The following is a 15,806-nucleotide window of genomic DNA, read 5'->3' on the forward strand; positions in this document are numbered from 1 at the left end:
TAACCTTCGGCCCATGACCGTTGCGTTCTTCTCCGGTAAGGGCCGTCGAATCGGCGTCGCTCTCGGTGCCGTGTCCGCGGGACTCCTTGTCCTGTCCGCCTGCGACAAGCCGACGCCGCTCGCCACCGTGACGGTCGGCGACAACTCGGTGAGCACCGAGGCCGCCTGCTACAACGACGGCAAGGCGCTCAAGGAGTCCGAGATCCAGGGCTGCCTGAACAAGAAGGCGGAGAAGTCCGTCAAGGTCGCGATGGACGACAAGGTCCGCTTCGGCGTCGACCCCGAGATCGCCGACAACGGCTGGACCCTGTTCATCAACGGCCAGCAGGCCGAGCAGGAGCCGTACAAGAAGACCTACCGGTCGATCCCCGGCAGCGCCTTCTTCGCCAGCCAGACCGGCGAGACCACGGCGTCCAAGACGCAGATCAGCATCGTCGAGACCAAGGGTCAGAAGCTCACCGGCGTCTGGCACTTCCAGCTGACGAAGACCTCCTGACCCAGCGACCCCCGAGGAACACCGCCGTGCGGGTGCTTGTCGTGACCGCCGTCCCGGCCGAACGGGACGCTGTCACGCGCGCGTGCGGGGACCGGCCGCGGGTGCGCGAGGTGCCCGGCGCCGAGCTGCACCGGGCCGGACCGTACGACGTCCTGGCGGGCGGCGCGGGTCCCGCTGCGGCTGCGGCAGCCACCGCCTGCGCCCTCGCCGCGGCGCCCGCCGGTGAGCCGTACGCGTGCGTCGTCTCGGCCGGCATCGGCGGCGGCTTCGCACCCGCCGCGCCCGTCGGCTCCCTCGTGGTGGCCTCCGCGATCGTCGCGGCGGACCTGGGCGCCGAGACCCCGGACGGGTTCGTGCCCGTCACCGCGCTCGGCTTCGGCAGGGACACCTTCCTGCCGCCCGGGCACCTCGTACGGGACGTGGCTTCGGCCACCGGCGCGGTGCCGGGTCCCGTGCTCACCGTCTCCACCGTGACCGGCAGCGCGGCCCGGACCGCCGAGCTGCTGGCCGCGCACCCCGGAGCAGTCGCCGAGGCCATGGAGGGCTTCGGCGTCGCGGAGGCCGCCGACCGGTTCGGCGTGCCGGCGCTGGAGCTCCGGGCCGTCTCGAACGCCGTCGGGCCACGCGACCGCGAGGCCTGGCGGATCGGCGACGCCCTCGCGGCGCTCACCGGGGCGTTCGGGAAGACCGCACCCGTAGTGGAAAGTTGGACCCCGCATGACCGACTCGACCGGCACAGTGACTGAGACCGGGACCGGTTCCTCCGGCGCGGAGCCGCCCGCGCTGCGGATCGCCTTCTCGCCGTGCCCCAACGACACCTTCGTCTTCGACGCGTGGGCGCACGGTCGGGTCCCCGGCGCGCCCGCCCTCGACGTCACCTTCGCCGACATCGACCTCACCAACGGTATGGCCGAGCGCGGCGAGTTCGACGTGCTGAAGGTGTCGTACGCCGTCCTGCCGTGGGTCCTCGACGAGTACGCGCTGCTGCCGTGCGGCGGCGCACTGGGCCGGGGCTGCGGGCCGCTGGTCCTGACGAAGGAGCCGGGCACCGACCTGACGGGGAAGACCGTCGCCGTGCCGAGCGAACGCTCCACCGCCTACCTGCTCTTCAGGCTCTGGGCGGCCGAGGTCGTCCCCGGCGGTGTCGGCGAGATCGTTGTCATGCCGTTCGACGAGATCATGCCCGCCGTGCGGGACGGCCGGGTGGACGCCGGGCTCGTCATCCACGAGGCACGCTTCACCTATCAGAACTACGGTCTGCACAGCCTCGCCGACATGGGCGCCCACTGGGAGTCCACGACCGGGCTGCCGATCCCGCTGGGCGCGATCATCGCCAAGCGCTCGCTGGGCCAGGAGACCCTGGACCGGCTGGCCGAGTCCGTCCGCACCTCGGTGCGGATGGCCTGGGACGACCCTGAGCGGTCCCGTCCCTACGTCCTGGAGCACGCCCAGGAGATGGACCCGGCCGTGGCCGACCAGCACATCGGGCTCTACGTCAACGAGTTCACCGCGGACCTCGGCGAGAGCGGCTACGCGGCGATCCGCGGTCTGCTGACCAGGGCGGCCGCCGAGGGCCTCGTACCGGCGCTGGCCCCGGACGCGTTCTCCGTCACCGCCCGCTGACCCCGCGCCCTCTCCTCCTGCTCCACGGGCAGCTCACGGGCGCAGTCCCTGAGCAGTTCGTGGAAGGAGAAGCGGTCGGGGGCGTCCTGCCGGATCAGGTTGTCGTCCAGCAGGACGTCCAGGAGCTCCTCCGCGTCCTCAGGGCCGAGCCCCGTGACGGCACCTGCCCGGCCGCGGTCGAAGCTCGCGGCGGGGTGCAGGCTCAGCAGCCGGCTGTACCGCCGTTCGGCGGCTGTCAGCCGGCCGAACGACGGGCTCAGCAGCTGTGCAAGGTCACGGTCGGAGGTCCGCAGGCACCGCCGGCGGCCGGCCGGGTGCGACAGACGCTCGGCGAGGTCCCCGGCACGCATCGCGGGGCGGTCCCTCAGCCTGGTCGCGGCGATCCGGACCGCCAGCGGCAGATGCCCGCAGAGCCCGACGACCCGCGCGATCTCGCCGGGTTCGGCCGCCGCGCGTGAGGCCCCGGCGATCCTGCCGAAGAGTGCCACGGCGTCCTCGTGCGTCATCACGTCGAGCGGCATCCGTACCGCCCCGTCGAGTGCGCTGAGTGCGCGCCGGCTGGTGACCAGCACCGTAACCCCGCCGGTGCCGGGCAGCAGCGGCCGGATCTGCGCGGTGTCCAGGGCGTCGTCCAGGACGAGCAGACAGCGCCGTCCCGCCAGGCGTGACCGCCACAGGGCGCTGCGGGCCGCCGTTCCCTCCGGGAGCGCGTCCGCCGCGACCCCGTCTGCCTGGAGGAGGACGCCGAGGGCCTCCTCGGTCGGCACCGGCTCCCGCAGCGGGCTGAACCCGTGCAGTTCCACGGCGTACTGGCCGTCGGGGTGGGCGGCGGCGAGCCGGTGGCCCACATGCACGACGAGGGACGTCTTGCCGGCCCCCGCGGTGCCGTCGACTGCCACGACCCCGGGCGAGGCGTCGCCACCGACGCCGACGGCGTCCAGCAGCCGGCGCACGTCGCCGGCGCGGCCGGTGAAGTCGGCCAGGCCGGGCGGCAGGAAGTTCCGGCCGGGGGTGCGGACCGGTGGTCCGGCCGGCGGCACCGGGCCCGGGGCCTCCGGGCCGCCGGTGGCCGGAGCCGGCGCGGTGGCCGGCGGGCGTACGGCGCCCGGCGGGCGTGCGGGCCTCTCCGCGCCGTGGACGGCCGGGGAGTCCGCGAGGATCTCCGCGTGCAGGGTCTGCAGCCGCCGGCCGGGTTCGAGTCCGAGTTCCTCCACGAGGTGGCGTCGGCCCTCGTCGTAGACGGCGAGCGCGTCGGCCTGGCGTCCGCTGCGGCACAGCGCGGTCATCAGACTGCCGCGCAGGGCCTCCCGCAACGGGTATTTCGCGATGAGCGCCTGCAGTTCACCGACGACCGCGTTGCACTCGCCCGCACTCAGGCGCAGGGCCATGAGGTCCTCGATCGCGGTGAGCCGCTGCTCGTCGAGGGTCACGGCGGCGCCGAGGACGGCGGAGCACTTGATACCGGCGAACGCGTCACCGCGCCACAGGTCCAGGGCCGACTGGAGCAGCCGGACCGCCTCCGTGAGGCGGTTCTCCCGCTCCGCCTGTTTGGCGGCGCGGACCCGTCCGGTGAACAGGTGCGAGTCGAGGGCGTCGTCGGGGACGGTGAGCCGGTATCCGATGTCCGCGGTGATCAGGCTGCTGCCGCCGCCCACGGGCAGGATCCGCCTCAGGTCGTGGACCGCGTTGTGGACCTGCGTACGCGCCGACGACGGAGGCGTCTCCCACAGTTCGTCCACCAGGACGTCCACCGGGACCACCCGGCCCACGCTCAGCAGGAGCAGCGCGAGCAGCTTCTGCTGCCGCATCCCCCTCACGGGTACGAGCTCGCCGGCCCGGCGCATCTCCAGGGAGCCCAGGACCAGGAACTGTGTCACGACCGTCTCACCCCGCTCGTCGGTTCGGTTTCGGTGGCCCGGCCGGAAGGGGTCCGGGCGCTTTACGTCGTCGTTCCGCCTTCGGCGGGGGTCAGTCCCAGCCGGTGGTGTCCTCGCCCATGTCCGCGGAGGTGAGGTCTCCCGCGACGACGGACGAGGGGGCCGCGGCGGAGGTGTGGTGCGCCGTGAGGACGGTGAGCCCGCAGAAGAGGAGGCCGATGAGCGCGACGGACCTTCTGGTCCGGCGGGCGGCGCGGAGAGTGGACTGCGGCATGGGATCACTCCTGCGTGAAGGGGAGGTGGAGGTCTTCGGCGGGTCCCTCGCGGGGTTCCCGGTCCGACACCACAGAGTCTTGCCGCGCGGGAAGTGATCGCCTAGCCTTCCCCGCCTTCCGCATCCGTCCATCGCATATACCGTCCAGGGGCCTGTGCGGGCCGCGTCATCTCGTCGAAGACGGCCGGGACGAGGGCGCTGGAGCAACTGGTGACGCGAGCCCGGGTGAGTGCGGGCTCGGCCTCCAGCGCGCGCAGGGTGACCGCGTGCGCGATTCGTTCGGAGCCGGTGACGCTCGCTCCGCCGACCCAGAACCCGACGGTCACCTCGCCCTCGTCCCCCGGGTGGAGGCTGATGTGCTCCACCGTCTCCCCCGCCGACACATGGCGGAGCAGAGTCTGCTTCAGGCCCTCGACCTGCGTCGTTCCGTCGGGGAGCTGGAGACGGACGTGCACCAGGTTCATGAGTTCATACCTCGGTCCGATCAGGGAGGAAGGGCGGACGGCCCTCACGGAGGGCGGCTTCGCGCCAACTTGTGTCCCGCGTAGCGGTGTTCGCGCTTTGGGGAACGTTTACGAATGCGCAAAGTCGGGGCCGTCCCGATCATGCTTAGATTGAGGCCGAATGTCTTTGCATGGGGGGAGAGACAGTCGGTGCTGGAGATTCTCGGGCTGGACGAGGTCTGTGAAGCCGTGTACAGAGCCGTCCTGGCGTATCCGCAGGTCGAGCTCGCCGAGTTGGGGGAGCGCCTTCGCATTCCCGGTGCGAAGGTGCGTCAGGCACTGGACAAGCTGAGCGAGTTGGCGCTCGTCCGGCCGATCGCCGGCCGGCCCTCCCACTTCCGCGCGGTCAATCCCGAGCTGGGCGTCCAGAGCATCCTCGCCGAGCAGGAGGAGCGTCTCGCCGCCGAGCAGCGGCGCATCGACCAGATCCGTCTGGCCGCCGCGCGGCTGTCCGCGGACTTCACGGCCACCCGGCTCGACAAGCGGATCGAGGGCGTCGAGCGGCTGGACGGCATCGAGGAGATCCGGGACCGCATCGCCCTGCTGGTACGCCACGTCTCCGCCGAGATCATGACGTTCGCCCCCGGTGGTGCCCAGAGCGAGGCGAGCATGGAGGCGGCGAAGCCCCAGGACAAGGAACTCCTCGAGCGCGGGGTACGGATGCGGACCCTGTACCTGGACAGCGTCCGCCACAATCCGGCCACGCTGTCCTACGCGAAGTGGCTGACGGGGCTGGGCGGCGAGGTGCGGACCACCCCGTCGCTGCCGGTCCGGATGATGCTCCTCGACCGCACCACCGCCATCGTCCCGGTGGACGGCGGTGACAGTGCCGCCGGCGCGCTGGTGCTCAGCGGCTGCGGCACGGTCACCGCGCTGACCGCCCTCTTCGAGAGCATCTGGGAACAGGGTGCTCTCCTGGGGCAGGTCCCCAGTCGTGGACGGGACGAGCACGACCTCACCCCCCAGGAGGCGGAGGCGCTGCGGCTGCTGGGCCAGGGCCTCACGGACGAGGCGGTGGCGAAGAGGCTCGGGGTGTCCCCCAGGACCGCGCGCCGCATCGCGGCGGACCTGCTGGAGAAGCTCGGCGCGCGCAGCCGCTTCCAGGCGGGCGCCAAGGCCGTCTCCAAGGGATGGCTGACCGGCGCGGAGTGAATGCCCGGCAGGTCCCGGGCAGGCCGCCCGGGACCGCCGGACCGTGCGCCGCGCACCGGCCGCCGCACACGTCGGGCCCGTCATGGCCTCACGCCTCCTGGCTGCGCCGGCGCTGCTCGGCGCGGTCCGCGGCGAAGAGTGCGAGCGCGGGCAGCAGCGTGAGCGCGTAGACCCCGATGAGCCAGCCGAAGGAGTGGGCGAACGCCCCGGGCACCAGGCCGTGACGGGCCTCGGCGGCCTGCTGCAGCACCACGGTCACCACGGCGACGGCCACCGTGCCGCCGATCCGCTGGACGAGGTTGAGCTGCGCCGAGGCGTCCCCGATGGACTCGGGGCGGATCGACTGGAACGCCCTCGTCATGGCCGGGACGATGGTCAGGCCGGTGCCGAGCCCGCGCACGGCGAGGGTCGCGCAGATCAGGACGTACGAGGTGTTCCCGCCGACGCCGGCCAGCGGGAGCGTGGCCAGCATGGTCAGCGCGATGCCGATCACCACGGTGCCCCCGCCGCCCACCTTCTTCATCAGGACCCGGCACAGCCAGGCGGCGGTAACCACGCCCAGGCCGGCGGTGGACATCAGCAGACCGGTGGTGACGGCGGACTCGCCGCGCGCGCTCTCGAAGTAGAGAGGGATCAGCATCATCGGGGAGTAGAGGATGAACCCCAGGCAGAAGATGTTGACCACGGCCATGGTGTAGACGCGGTTGCGGAACAGCCGCAGGTCGAGCAGCGGTGCCGGGGTGCGCAGTTCACGGACCACGAACACCGCCCCGCAGACCACGGCGACGAGCAGCGGGAGCAGCAGGTCGGCCCGCGCCGCGAGCCCGTGGTCGGTGAACTCCTTGATGGCGAGGACGGTGCTGACGGTGCAGGCGGCGGAGGTGAGCAGGCCCACCACGTCCAGCGGCTTCGGTGAGCGCTCGCCGGGCGCGTCCGGCCGCACCCAGCGCACGGTGACGTAGAGCAGGGCGGCGCAGAGCGGGATGTTGACCGCGTAGACCGCGGGCCATCCCCAGGCGCCGACCAGGAGTCCGCCCACCGTCGGGCCGAGCAGCGGGCTGATCAGCATCACGCTGCCGTTCAGGGCCTGTACGCGGCCGAGGTGCTCGCGGGGCACCCCGCGGGTGAGGAGGATGGTGGACACCGGGGTGAGGACACCGGCCGCCGCTCCGGACACCCCTCGGGCGGCGACCAGTTCGGGCAGGGTCTGGCTGAGGGCGCAGGCCGCCGAGCCGAGCGCGAACAGGAGGGTCGCGCCCATGAAGACGCGCTTGACGCCGAATCTTCCGGCGAGCCAGCCGGTGGCCGGCATGCAGGCGGCGAGGGCGATCAGATAACCGGTCACCACCCACTGGACCTGGTCGAGCGAGCCGAACCTGGCGGTGGTGTCGTGCAGCGAGACGTTGACGATGGTGGTGTCGAGCAGGGCGAGGAATCCGCCGGTCACCGCGGCGGCGATCGTCCCGAAGGCGGGGCCCCGGCCTCCGGGCCGGGCCGGCTGCTCCTCGGGGGCGTCCGCCGCCTTCGCGGGCGCCTCGTCGGAGAGCTCCGGCTCCACCGGTGGGCTCGGCACGTCCTGGTGGGTCTGGTTGGTCATCGACATGATGGATGCGTCCTTGGAAGTGTCAGCCGGCCTGCGGGTCAGGCCGGTCCGCCGTGACGAGCTCGTGCTCGACGTCGTCGAGGAGCGATTGGGCCGCGGCGCGCGCGCCGGGGCGTTCCCGGCAGGCCAGGGTCAGTTCGGTGCTGTCGCCGACGCGGAAGGCGCTGATGAACATCTCGGCGTACGGGACGAGCATGGGAAGGGTGAAGAAGCCGGTGGGGGTGAACGACGGGGTGCGGTAGTCGTCGGTGTCGACACGGCCGTGGTCGGAGACGATCGCCGTGCAGGGGAAGCGGGTGCCGTCCAGGTCCCGCGCCTCGCGCAGGCTGTTGGCGAAGGGGTTGCTGCGCAGGAAGTCCCTGTCGAGCACGGCCACATCGCGCTTGCGCAGCAGGGATCCGACGATCTCGCCGTGCAGGCGCTTCCAGTGGTCGTCCCGCCTGAGGTCGAGGACCACCTGCGAGGTGAGGTTGGCGGAGGACCGGACACCGGGGTCGTGGCGGCGGAGGTCGACGGGGACCACCAGCCGTCCGGAGCCGGCGGGCAGGCGCCGGGAGACGGCTGCCGCGATCCGGGCGGTGACCGCCGAGGGGCAGGCCGGCACCCGGCGGCGGATCCAGAGCGGCGTCCCGTCGGCCGGTCCTGCACCGAGGACCGCGGGGAGCCCTTCGAGCCGTGCCGGGGCCGGGGCCGGGGACACCTTCCCCGCCGCCGTACGGAAGTGGGTGTCGTCGGCGGTGTCGGCCGCGCCGACGGGTTCCTCACCGCGCAGCACCCGGAACACGTCGGCGATCCACTGCCGCAGGCCCCTGCCGTCCGTGACGATGTGGCTGGCGCGTACGACGAGCCGGGTCACCGGGCCTTCGGTGAGCCCGAGTTCGCACACCGGCCCGGTGACCACGTCGAGGTCGCGCAGGTGGAAGGGCGAGCCGAAGCCCGACGGCGGGAGCTCGACGACCGGCGGCAGGGGGCCGTCGGCCTTCCAGGCCGCTCCCCGCCTTCGCACGGTGAGGCCGGGTCCGGCCAGGCAGGCGGCGCGTACGGCGTCCCTGAGGGCGTCCGGGTCGATGTGCCCCTCCCCCTCGACGACCATCTGGATCAGCTGCGGGGTGCCGGTGGCGGCGGCGTTCAGGTAGCCGCGCTCGATCTGCGAGATCCGGCGGGCGTAGGGCCGCGCCGGGGACTCGGCCGTCGGCGTCGTGGTCATGCTGGCTCCAGGGTGGGGGCTTCTGTGCGGGTGGCCGGCGCGCCGGGGGCGGGCTGCCACCACCAGCGCACGGGGACGGCCCCGTCGGCGGCGAGGGCGAGGTGGGTGGACCGGCCGGCCGTGGCCGACCGGACCTGGTAGGCACCGGTACCGGTCGGACGCCAGCCCGGCCGCCACACGGGCAGCCGGACCCCCTGGAACGTCTCCTTCGTCAGGTGGGAGGCCTTGATGAGCGCCTCGCACTCGGCGAAGTCCCGGATACGGGCCGGTCCCGGCAGGCCCAGCAGGTCCCCCAGCCACCGCATGGCGCCGGGCCGGTCGCGCTCGTCCTGGAGGTCCACGCCGATCTCGGTCCCGGCCCCGAAGGCCACGGCGCTGTACTCGGCGCAGTGGGCCACCGAGACGGTCAGGCCGTGACCGGGCAGGCGCCAGCGCCGGTGCGGGTCGCGGGTGAGGTCCCGGCCGGTGATCCGCAGCCCGTACACGCTGTGCGCGGCGTCGATGATCAGCGAACGGCCCGACGCGCTCAGGCGGTTCCCCATCCCGTCGCGGGGCAGCCCCGGGTGGCGGGTGAGGAGGCAGTCGACGCCCGCCCCCTCACCCGGCCGGCCGGCGCCCCCGGCCACCGGGCCGCGGAGCGCGGCCGGCGGCAGCAGGGTCAGCAGGCCGCTCATCGGGCCCCCGTGTCGAAGACCGCGGCGGCGTAGGACCCTCCGTGGGCGAAGCTGGACAGCAGCAGCCGTCCGGCGGGCGCGGCCCCGTTGAGCGCGGCCACCAGCCCGAGCGCGCCGGCACTGCCGTAGGTCTCCCCGAGCAGGGCCTTGGGCGCGACGACCGGGTGGTCCGCCAGGCCCGCCAGGCCCAGGGCCCGGTTCTCGGCCAGGTCGACCAGGCCGTGGCCGGAGGCCGCCGACACCACCGTGTCGATGCCTTCGGGGCCCGTACCGGCGTCCGCCATGGCGCTGCGCAGGGCGCGCGCCCACGCTCCGCCGTCCCGGCCCAGCCGTCCGACGCCCACCGACTCACCGGAGGCGCCGTACCCCTCCGCCCTGGCCAGGACGCCGGCGCCGCGGGCGGCGGCGGCCTCCTCGCTCTCCAGCAGGATGGCGGCGGCACCCTCGCTGAGCACCATCCCGGTACGGCCGCCGGGCACCACGTGCGGGGACCGGGCGTATCCGGGCAGGCCGGCCTGGGTGGCAAGGGCCTGCTCGGGGAACTCGTCGGCGACGACGACCATGATCCGGTCGGCGGCGCCCCGGGCGATGACCCGGGCCGCGAGGTGCAGGGCGAGCACCGAACTGGTGCCGCCGTTGGCGATGGTGGCGGTGTAGCCCCGGTAGCGGTGCAGCATCGCCACATGGCCGGCGGCGGCGTTCACCACGGTGTTGGCGAACAGCGAGGGGTTGGCCCCGGTGATCCCCTGCCGCAGCACGCCCTCGTGGAAGCGCAGCACGGAGGTGACGGGACCGTAGCCGGTGGCGAACACGATCCCGGTGGACTCGGCTTCGGCCCGTGAGGGCTTGCCGTGCCGGGCGTACAGGTCGCCGACCGCGGCGGCGGCCAGCAGGCCCAGGGGGTCCATGCGCCGGGCACGGCTCGGGTTGAGCTTCCCGGTGGCGGCCCGTACGTCCACCCGGCCGACGGGCACCTCACCGACGCCCGCCACGTGTTCCATGGCGTCGAAGCACGGCCGTCCGGCCGCCAGGGCCTCGGCGAGCGGACCGGTGCCGGCCGCCGCGCCCGCGAGACCGGCCGCGCCGGTCACGACGACCTGGTGGCGGGGATCGGCGCGCCGGGGCGACGATCCCTTGCGGCCGGGCCGGTTGAGGACCACGGAGGCGTTGTTCCCGCCGAAGGCGAAGGAGTTCGACAGGACGACCTCGGGCTCCGCCTTGCGGCCGGTCCCGGGGACGATGTCCAGACCGAACGGGGACTCCACGCCCCGGGTGTTGACGGTCGGGGGCAGCGCGCCGCGGTCGATGGCCAGGGTGCTGACGACCGCCTCGACCGCCCCGGCGGCGCCGAGGGTGTGGCCGAGCATCGACTTGGTGGAGCTGGCGGGCGGCACCGAGGAGCCGAACAGCAGCTTGAGCGCCTTGGGTTCGGACGCGTCGTTGGCCGGGGTGCCGGTGCCGTGCAGGTTGAGGTAGTCGACGTCCTCGGGGCCGAGCCCCGCCGTCTCCAGGGCCTGGGCCATGGCGGCGGCGGCGCCCTTGCCGCTGGGGTCGGGTGCGGTCTGGTGGTAGCCGTCGCAGGACAGTCCGTACCCGCCGAGCTCTGCCAGGACGCGGGCGGAGCGCCCGGCGGCGCGCTCGACCGATTCGAGGACCATGAACCCGGCCCCCTCACCGAGGGTCAGCCCGGTGGAGGCCGCCAGCGGCGAGCAGGGCTCGGGGTCGAGGGCGCCCAGGGCGCTGAAGCCGTACGCCGAGAGCGAGGCCAGGGGGTCGACGCCGCCGCAGATGACGTAGTCGACGTCGCCCTTCCACAGCATCTCGGCCGCGTAGCCGAGGGCCACCGCGCTGGCGGCACACGCGTTGGAGAGCACCACGCGCGGTCCGCGCAGGTCGAACTCGGCGGCGATGTAGTCGCCGACGCAGGGCAGCTGGGCGGCGGCGGCCTGCCGGGCGTCGAGCCGGCCCTCGTGCACCAGTTCCCGGTGGACGTTCTCCAGCGTCGGCATGGCGCCGAGGCTGGAGCCGACCACGACCGCCACGCGGTCCCGGTCGACGGTGTCCAGGTCGAGGCCGCCGGTGCGCAGGGCCTCACGGATCGCGGTGGCGGCGAGGCTGTAGCAGCGGTCCAGGCCGGGCTCCTGGGGGCTGGTGACCATGCCCGCCCAGTCGGTGAGCAGTTCCTCCGTGCCGAACAGGGTGTTGGTCCGGATGCCGGAGATCCCGGCGGCGATGGACGACCAGCTCTTCTCGACGTCGTCCCCGGCCCCGGTGATCAGCCCCAGGCCGGTGAGGGCAATGCGCGGGGCGGTCATCAGGAGATCCGCGTGGTGAGGGAGCGGGCGATGACGCGGGGCAGCGTGACGGTCCGCAGCGGGCGCTCGGCGTCCTGGTCGTCCGGAGCCGACAGTTCGAGACCGGGCGCCCAGAACGGGGCGTCCAGGAGGGCGAGGACCAGCTCCTCCTCCGGGTTGGCGGAGGGGGCCTGCGCGAGGACGGTGCCGACGGCCCGGCCGCCGGCGGAGACCTTCACCCCGGCGGCGAAGCGGCTGAGGGCGGGGGCCGCCAGGACGGTGAGCCGGGCGGACCCGGTCGTCGGCCTGACGAGGTTCTCGGAGCCCCGGAAGTCGCCGATCCGGCTCCAGTCGACCATCCAGGCGAGGTCCGCTTCGTCCACCGCCAGCCCCGCGAAGCCGGTGGCGTAGCCGCCGAGTCCGGCCTCGGCCTGGACGCGGGCCAGGCCCTCCGGCCCGACCTCGGCGCCGCCCAGCTCGCCGACGGCCGCGAGGACCGCCGCGAACGCGGCATCGGGCTCGTTGGACAGCAGCAGGTAGCCGTACTCGCCGGTGGTCCCGACGCGGGCCAGGTGGGCCAGGGCGGCCGGGGCCTCGGCGACGGACGCCTCGGTGACGCCGTGCAGGGTCAGGCCCGAGATGTCGAAGTCGACGAAGCGGGCCGCCGCGGACCAGGCGTTCGGCCCCTCGAAGGCGGTGGCGCCCCAGCCCTCGGGGGCGGTCTCCACGGTGACGCCCTCGGGGATGTCGAGCGCGGCGAGGTAGCCGGTCAGCTGGTCCTCGGTGACCGGGGTGCGCGGCAGCAGCCACGCCTCGTCACCGATCTCGAAGTGGAGCAGGACGGCGAACGGGGAGCCGTCGGTGTTCAGGGCCAGCGCCTCGCGGACGGTGTCCGGGTCGACGAACTCGCCCGACTTGGCGAGGAACTGGTCCAGCAGCGCGATCCGCTCGTCACCGGTGATCCGCACCAGCGGCGCGGTGATCCGGTAGGCGCCGGCGGTGGTGCGCAGGGTGGCGTAGTCGTCGGTGCTGGTGCGCGCGCCGGTGACGGTCGTGGTGGTCATGGTGAGTGGGTTCCTTTCACAGGTACGGAAGAAGTGAGGTGCGGTGGCGTACGGGAAGCGGGTGCGGGCTCAGAGCCCGGGCTCGTCCCTGACGGCCAGGTGCCAGGAGGCGGTCACGCCCTCCGGGCCGCCGGCCGCCGCACAGCCGATGAGCAGGCCGGAGGTGGTGGTGCGCAGGACGATCTCCATGTCGTCCGAGGGTGTTCCGGCGGGCCGGCAGTCGAGCCAGCTGCCGTCGGAGAGCCGGACCGAGGCCGCCGACGCCCACACCTGCCGGAAGTCCGGGGTCTCCAGCTCCCGCCGGATTCCGGCCGAATCGATCACCACGGTGGTCCGGGCACCGGTGTCCGGGGTGATCCAGAGGACGGTGTCGTCCTCCGTGGACCGGGCGCGTACGTCGACGCGGAGCGGCCCGTCGCCGGGGGCGGTGACGTCCCAGCCGATCCCCTGCCCCGCGTCGTAGAGACCGAGTGCGTGCTTCTCGGCCCAGTCCTCGTTCAGACGCACGCCCCAGCCGAGACCGCTGGCGCGGCTGTGGCGGCTCTGCTCCGGGGTGACCCACATCCCGGCCGACCAGCCCGGGTTGCAGCCGAAGGCCCTGGTCCGCGGGTGGGGGCTGCGCAGCACCTTGGTGGTGCCCTCGCGCCACAGGGTGACGCCCCCGGCCGCGGCGTCCATGGCCAGCCGGCGCTCCGCCGTCCCGGTGACCGGGGCGGCGGACGGCAGCGGCAGCGGTGCCGCCGCCCGCGTACGGAACGTGGTGCGCAGCCGGGCCACGCCGTCGGCGCCCGGCTCCGGGCGGCGCTCCAGCAGCGTGCCGTGGATGAGCCGGACCCGCTGCTCCACGGGCACCTGTATACGGGCGCTCGCGCCCTGCCAGGTGAGGGTGGAGCCGACGGGCGCGGCCGGCGAGGACGCGACGACCTCCGAGGAGTCCCGCACGCCGAGGCCGAGACCGAGGGGGTGTTCCGCGGCGGGACCGCCGTCCGTTCCCGGCAGGACGAGGGCGCCCTGCCGGAGCCCGACGGTCTGGAAGACCCTGCCGGGCCTGCCGGTGAAGGTGAAGTCCTGGCACAGCACCCCGTCGGTGAGGGTGACCGTGCCGGTGAGCTCGTCCTCCCCGCAGCGTTCCGAGATCCGCACACCGTGCTCCACGGGGACGATCCGCAGGTCCAGCGGCTCGCCCTCGCGCCAGCCCGCCTGCCGGTCCGGCCGGCAGCCGGGCCAGGTGGAGACGGACAGCGGCCCGTGGTGACCGGGGGTGAACACCCGCACGGTCCCGTCGTCGCCGTCGACCTCGCAGGTCAGGGAGGAGTCGGTGAAACGGTGGTGTCCGGCGTGCCGGGACTCCCGTATCTCGTACGGGGGTTCGGTGATGCGCAGCGGGCGCCCGGTGCCGTCGGGGGCGGTGATCGCCGCCCCGACGACACGGCCCCGGTCGACGTCGACCTCGGCGTCGAGCCGGTAGTCGCCGAGGGCCAGGCCGTAGGTGACCGTACGGACCCCTTCGGACACCACGACGTCGGTGCGCAGTTCACCGGCCCGCGCCTGGGTGACGGTGCCGAAGCTGCTCAGCGACCCGAGCGCAGCCCGCACGTCGTCGTCGAGATCGGCGAAGACGCTGCGCAGGATCAGCGGGATGTAGTTGTGCAGTTCGACGTTGCCGTCCTCGCCGGGCACGGTCTGCCCGACAGAGACGCAGCCCACTCTCCGGTAGAGCCGGAACGCCACCGTGTTGGCCGGGTTGACGGTGAGACGCAGCACCAGGCAGCCGGTGCGCATCATCCACTCGACGGCCTCCGTGAAGAGCCGCCCGGTGATCACACCGTTGCGGTAGGCGGGGGCGACGAAGAACATGTCGGCGATGAGCTCCCCCGCCCGGGCGGAGCGCCGGCCGGTGTTGTGGAACAGGCCGAAGGTGCCCACCGGGCGCCCGTCGTCGAGGGCGACGAGGAACGTGGCCGTGTCGCGCTCGGCCAGTTCGCGGGCCAGTTCCTCGCCGCTGATCCCGCCGGCCACGGGGTTCGGGTTGTCGCGGTGCCGGCCGTAGAGCCTCGCGATCTCATCGGCGTCGCCCTCCTCGTACGGGCGGATCGTGACGGTCATGTCCACACCTCCTTGCTTTCTGTCGTGGGATGGGTGGTGCGAAGGGCCGGCACCCGGCCGGCGGCGCGCCTCAGGCGCGGCGGCCCTGCGGCTTGCGCTCGGTGGTGACGATCAGCGAGCCGGAGGCCGCGGTCTCGGAGCCGACGGTGGCCCGTACGGACACCTGCCGCAGCCCGCCCAGGCGCTGGCCGAGCCGGGCCGCCAGCTGGAGTTGGTCGCCGGGGACGACCAGCCGGGAGAACTTCATGGAGCTGATGGAGCCCAGGTAGCCGACGCCCTCGGAGGGGTCGCCGCCGGTGACGCCCGACTCGACGATCTCCGCGACGTACACGACGGCCACCAGCTGGGCCATCGCCTCGACGATCATCACGCCGGGCATGATCGAGTGGTCGGGGTAGTGCCCGGCGAAGAAGGGCTCGTTGACGGAGACGCTCTTGACGCCCTTGCCGGAGACCCCGGGGACGACGTCGTGGGCCCGGTCGATCATCAGCATCGGCCAGCGGTGCGGCAGCATCCGCTTGATGTCGTCGGACGAGTAACTGAACTTCCTGGCGGCCGGCTTCGCGGCGGCCTCGGCGGATCTCTCCTGTACGACCGTCATCTCAGACCTCGCGGGCTTCGACGAAGTCGACCAGGGAGTTGATGGAGCCGAAGGCCTCGAAGTCGTCGTCGCTGATCAGCACGTCGTACTCGTTGTTGACCATCACGACGATCTCCAGCGTGTCCAGCGAGTCCATCTCCAGACCCCGGCCGAACAGCGGCTGGTTGTCGGAGACCAGCACCGGCTCGACGTCCAGGCCGAGACGCTCGATGATCATGGACTTGACCTTCATGTTCTTCGCGAGCCGGGCCTCAGCCTGGCTGCGGACGTCCTCGAAGGTGGCGACGGACATGGGTGTTCCTCTCGGGAGTGCGTGCAGGAGGTGGTGCGAA

15 protein-coding genes are annotated in these 15,806 nt (G+C 73.3%); 4 read left to right on the forward strand and 11 right to left on the reverse strand.

The window, feature by feature from the left end; translation table 11 throughout:
• The first annotated feature begins 13 nt into the window (after positions 1 to 13).
• Genes ACGFNN_RS14515 through ACGFNN_RS14525 form a run of 3 tightly spaced genes read left to right on the forward strand, consistent with a single transcriptional unit; the run spans position 14 to position 2,119 of the window.
• Positions 14 to 496 (forward strand): DUF2771 domain-containing protein, encoded by a 483-nt coding sequence (locus tag ACGFNN_RS14515; RefSeq protein ID WP_362541285.1) that lies wholly within the window; start codon positions 14 to 16, stop codon positions 494 to 496.
• A 26-nt stretch (positions 497 to 522) separates the two neighbouring features.
• Positions 523 to 1,242 carry a futalosine hydrolase gene (locus tag ACGFNN_RS14520; RefSeq protein ID WP_393555776.1) on the forward strand — a complete coding sequence of 240 codons (720 nt, stop codon included), beginning with the start codon at positions 523 to 525 and terminating at the stop codon, positions 1,240 to 1,242.
• Positions 1,214 to 2,119, forward strand: coding sequence for a 1,4-dihydroxy-6-naphthoate synthase (locus ACGFNN_RS14525; RefSeq protein ID WP_362541291.1), 906 nt, complete (start codon positions 1,214 to 1,216; stop codon positions 2,117 to 2,119). The genes ACGFNN_RS14520 and ACGFNN_RS14525 overlap by 29 nt, the downstream gene beginning before the upstream one ends.
• On the opposite strand, the gene ACGFNN_RS14530 is transcribed toward ACGFNN_RS14525, so the two are convergent.
• The 3 genes from ACGFNN_RS14530 to ACGFNN_RS14540 form a co-directional block, all read right to left on the reverse strand.
• On the reverse strand, positions 2,026 to 3,996 hold the full coding sequence (locus ACGFNN_RS14530; RefSeq protein WP_393555778.1) for a BTAD domain-containing putative transcriptional regulator: 1,971 nt from the start codon (positions 3,994 to 3,996) through the stop codon (positions 2,026 to 2,028). The two genes, ACGFNN_RS14525 and ACGFNN_RS14530, sit on opposite strands and share 94 nt — an antisense overlap.
• Positions 3,997 to 4,087: 91 nt before the next feature.
• Positions 4,088 to 4,270 (reverse strand): hypothetical protein, encoded by a 183-nt coding sequence (locus ACGFNN_RS14535; protein ID WP_393555780.1) that lies wholly within the window; start codon positions 4,268 to 4,270, stop codon positions 4,088 to 4,090.
• Positions 4,271 to 4,371: 101 nt separating this feature from the next.
• Positions 4,372 to 4,734, reverse strand: a complete 363-nt coding sequence (locus ACGFNN_RS14540) for a hypothetical protein (RefSeq protein ID WP_393555782.1) — start codon at positions 4,732 to 4,734, stop codon at positions 4,372 to 4,374.
• Between the two features lie 189 nt (positions 4,735 to 4,923).
• Here ACGFNN_RS14540 and ACGFNN_RS14545 point away from each other — a divergent pair, with 189 nt between their 5' ends.
• Positions 4,924 to 5,925, forward strand: a complete 1,002-nt coding sequence (locus ACGFNN_RS14545) for a helix-turn-helix domain-containing protein (protein WP_393555784.1) — start codon at positions 4,924 to 4,926, stop codon at positions 5,923 to 5,925.
• Positions 5,926 to 6,013: 88 nt separating this feature from the next.
• Here ACGFNN_RS14545 and ACGFNN_RS14550 read toward each other — a convergent pair whose 3' ends face one another.
• The 8 genes from ACGFNN_RS14550 to ACGFNN_RS14585 all read right to left on the reverse strand — a co-directional run bounded on the left by ACGFNN_RS14550 (position 6,014) and on the right by ACGFNN_RS14585 (position 15,766).
• Positions 6,014 to 7,528 carry a DHA2 family efflux MFS transporter permease subunit gene (locus ACGFNN_RS14550; protein WP_393555786.1) on the reverse strand — a complete coding sequence of 505 codons (1,515 nt, stop codon included), beginning with the start codon at positions 7,526 to 7,528 and terminating at the stop codon, positions 6,014 to 6,016.
• A gap of 22 nt (positions 7,529 to 7,550) precedes the next feature.
• Positions 7,551 to 8,735, reverse strand: coding sequence for a hypothetical protein (locus tag ACGFNN_RS14555; RefSeq protein ID WP_393555788.1), 1,185 nt, complete (start codon positions 8,733 to 8,735; stop codon positions 7,551 to 7,553).
• Complete coding sequence (locus tag ACGFNN_RS14560; RefSeq protein WP_393555789.1) at positions 8,732 to 9,409, reverse strand: 4'-phosphopantetheinyl transferase family protein; 678 nt, start codon at positions 9,407 to 9,409, stop codon at positions 8,732 to 8,734. The genes ACGFNN_RS14555 and ACGFNN_RS14560 overlap by 4 nt, the downstream gene beginning before the upstream one ends.
• Positions 9,406 to 11,724, reverse strand: coding sequence for a beta-ketoacyl synthase N-terminal-like domain-containing protein (locus tag ACGFNN_RS14565; protein ID WP_393555791.1), 2,319 nt, complete (start codon positions 11,722 to 11,724; stop codon positions 9,406 to 9,408). The genes ACGFNN_RS14560 and ACGFNN_RS14565 overlap by 4 nt, the downstream gene beginning before the upstream one ends.
• The gene (locus tag ACGFNN_RS14570; RefSeq protein WP_393555792.1) at positions 11,724 to 12,767 is read right to left on the reverse strand and encodes an aminomethyl transferase family protein; all 1,044 of its coding nucleotides are present in this window, start codon (positions 12,765 to 12,767) and stop codon (positions 11,724 to 11,726) included. The genes ACGFNN_RS14565 and ACGFNN_RS14570 overlap by 1 nt, the downstream gene beginning before the upstream one ends.
• A 69-nt stretch (positions 12,768 to 12,836) precedes the next feature.
• Positions 12,837 to 14,873, reverse strand: a complete 2,037-nt coding sequence (locus ACGFNN_RS14575) for a GNAT family N-acetyltransferase (protein WP_393555794.1) — start codon at positions 14,871 to 14,873, stop codon at positions 12,837 to 12,839.
• A gap of 70 nt (positions 14,874 to 14,943) precedes the next feature.
• Entirely contained in the window at positions 14,944 to 15,474 is a 531-nt protein-coding gene (fabZ, locus tag ACGFNN_RS14580; protein ID WP_393555796.1) for a 3-hydroxyacyl-ACP dehydratase FabZ, read from the reverse strand.
• Position 15,475: 1 nt separating this feature from the next.
• Positions 15,476 to 15,766, reverse strand: a complete 291-nt coding sequence (locus ACGFNN_RS14585) for an acyl carrier protein (RefSeq protein ID WP_103516440.1) — start codon at positions 15,764 to 15,766, stop codon at positions 15,476 to 15,478.
• Positions 15,767 to 15,806 lie beyond the last annotated feature (40 nt).

It is taken from the genome of Streptomyces sp. NPDC048590 (genome assembly GCF_043199535.1).
Taxonomy (GTDB): domain Bacteria; phylum Actinomycetota; class Actinomycetes; order Streptomycetales; family Streptomycetaceae; genus Streptomyces.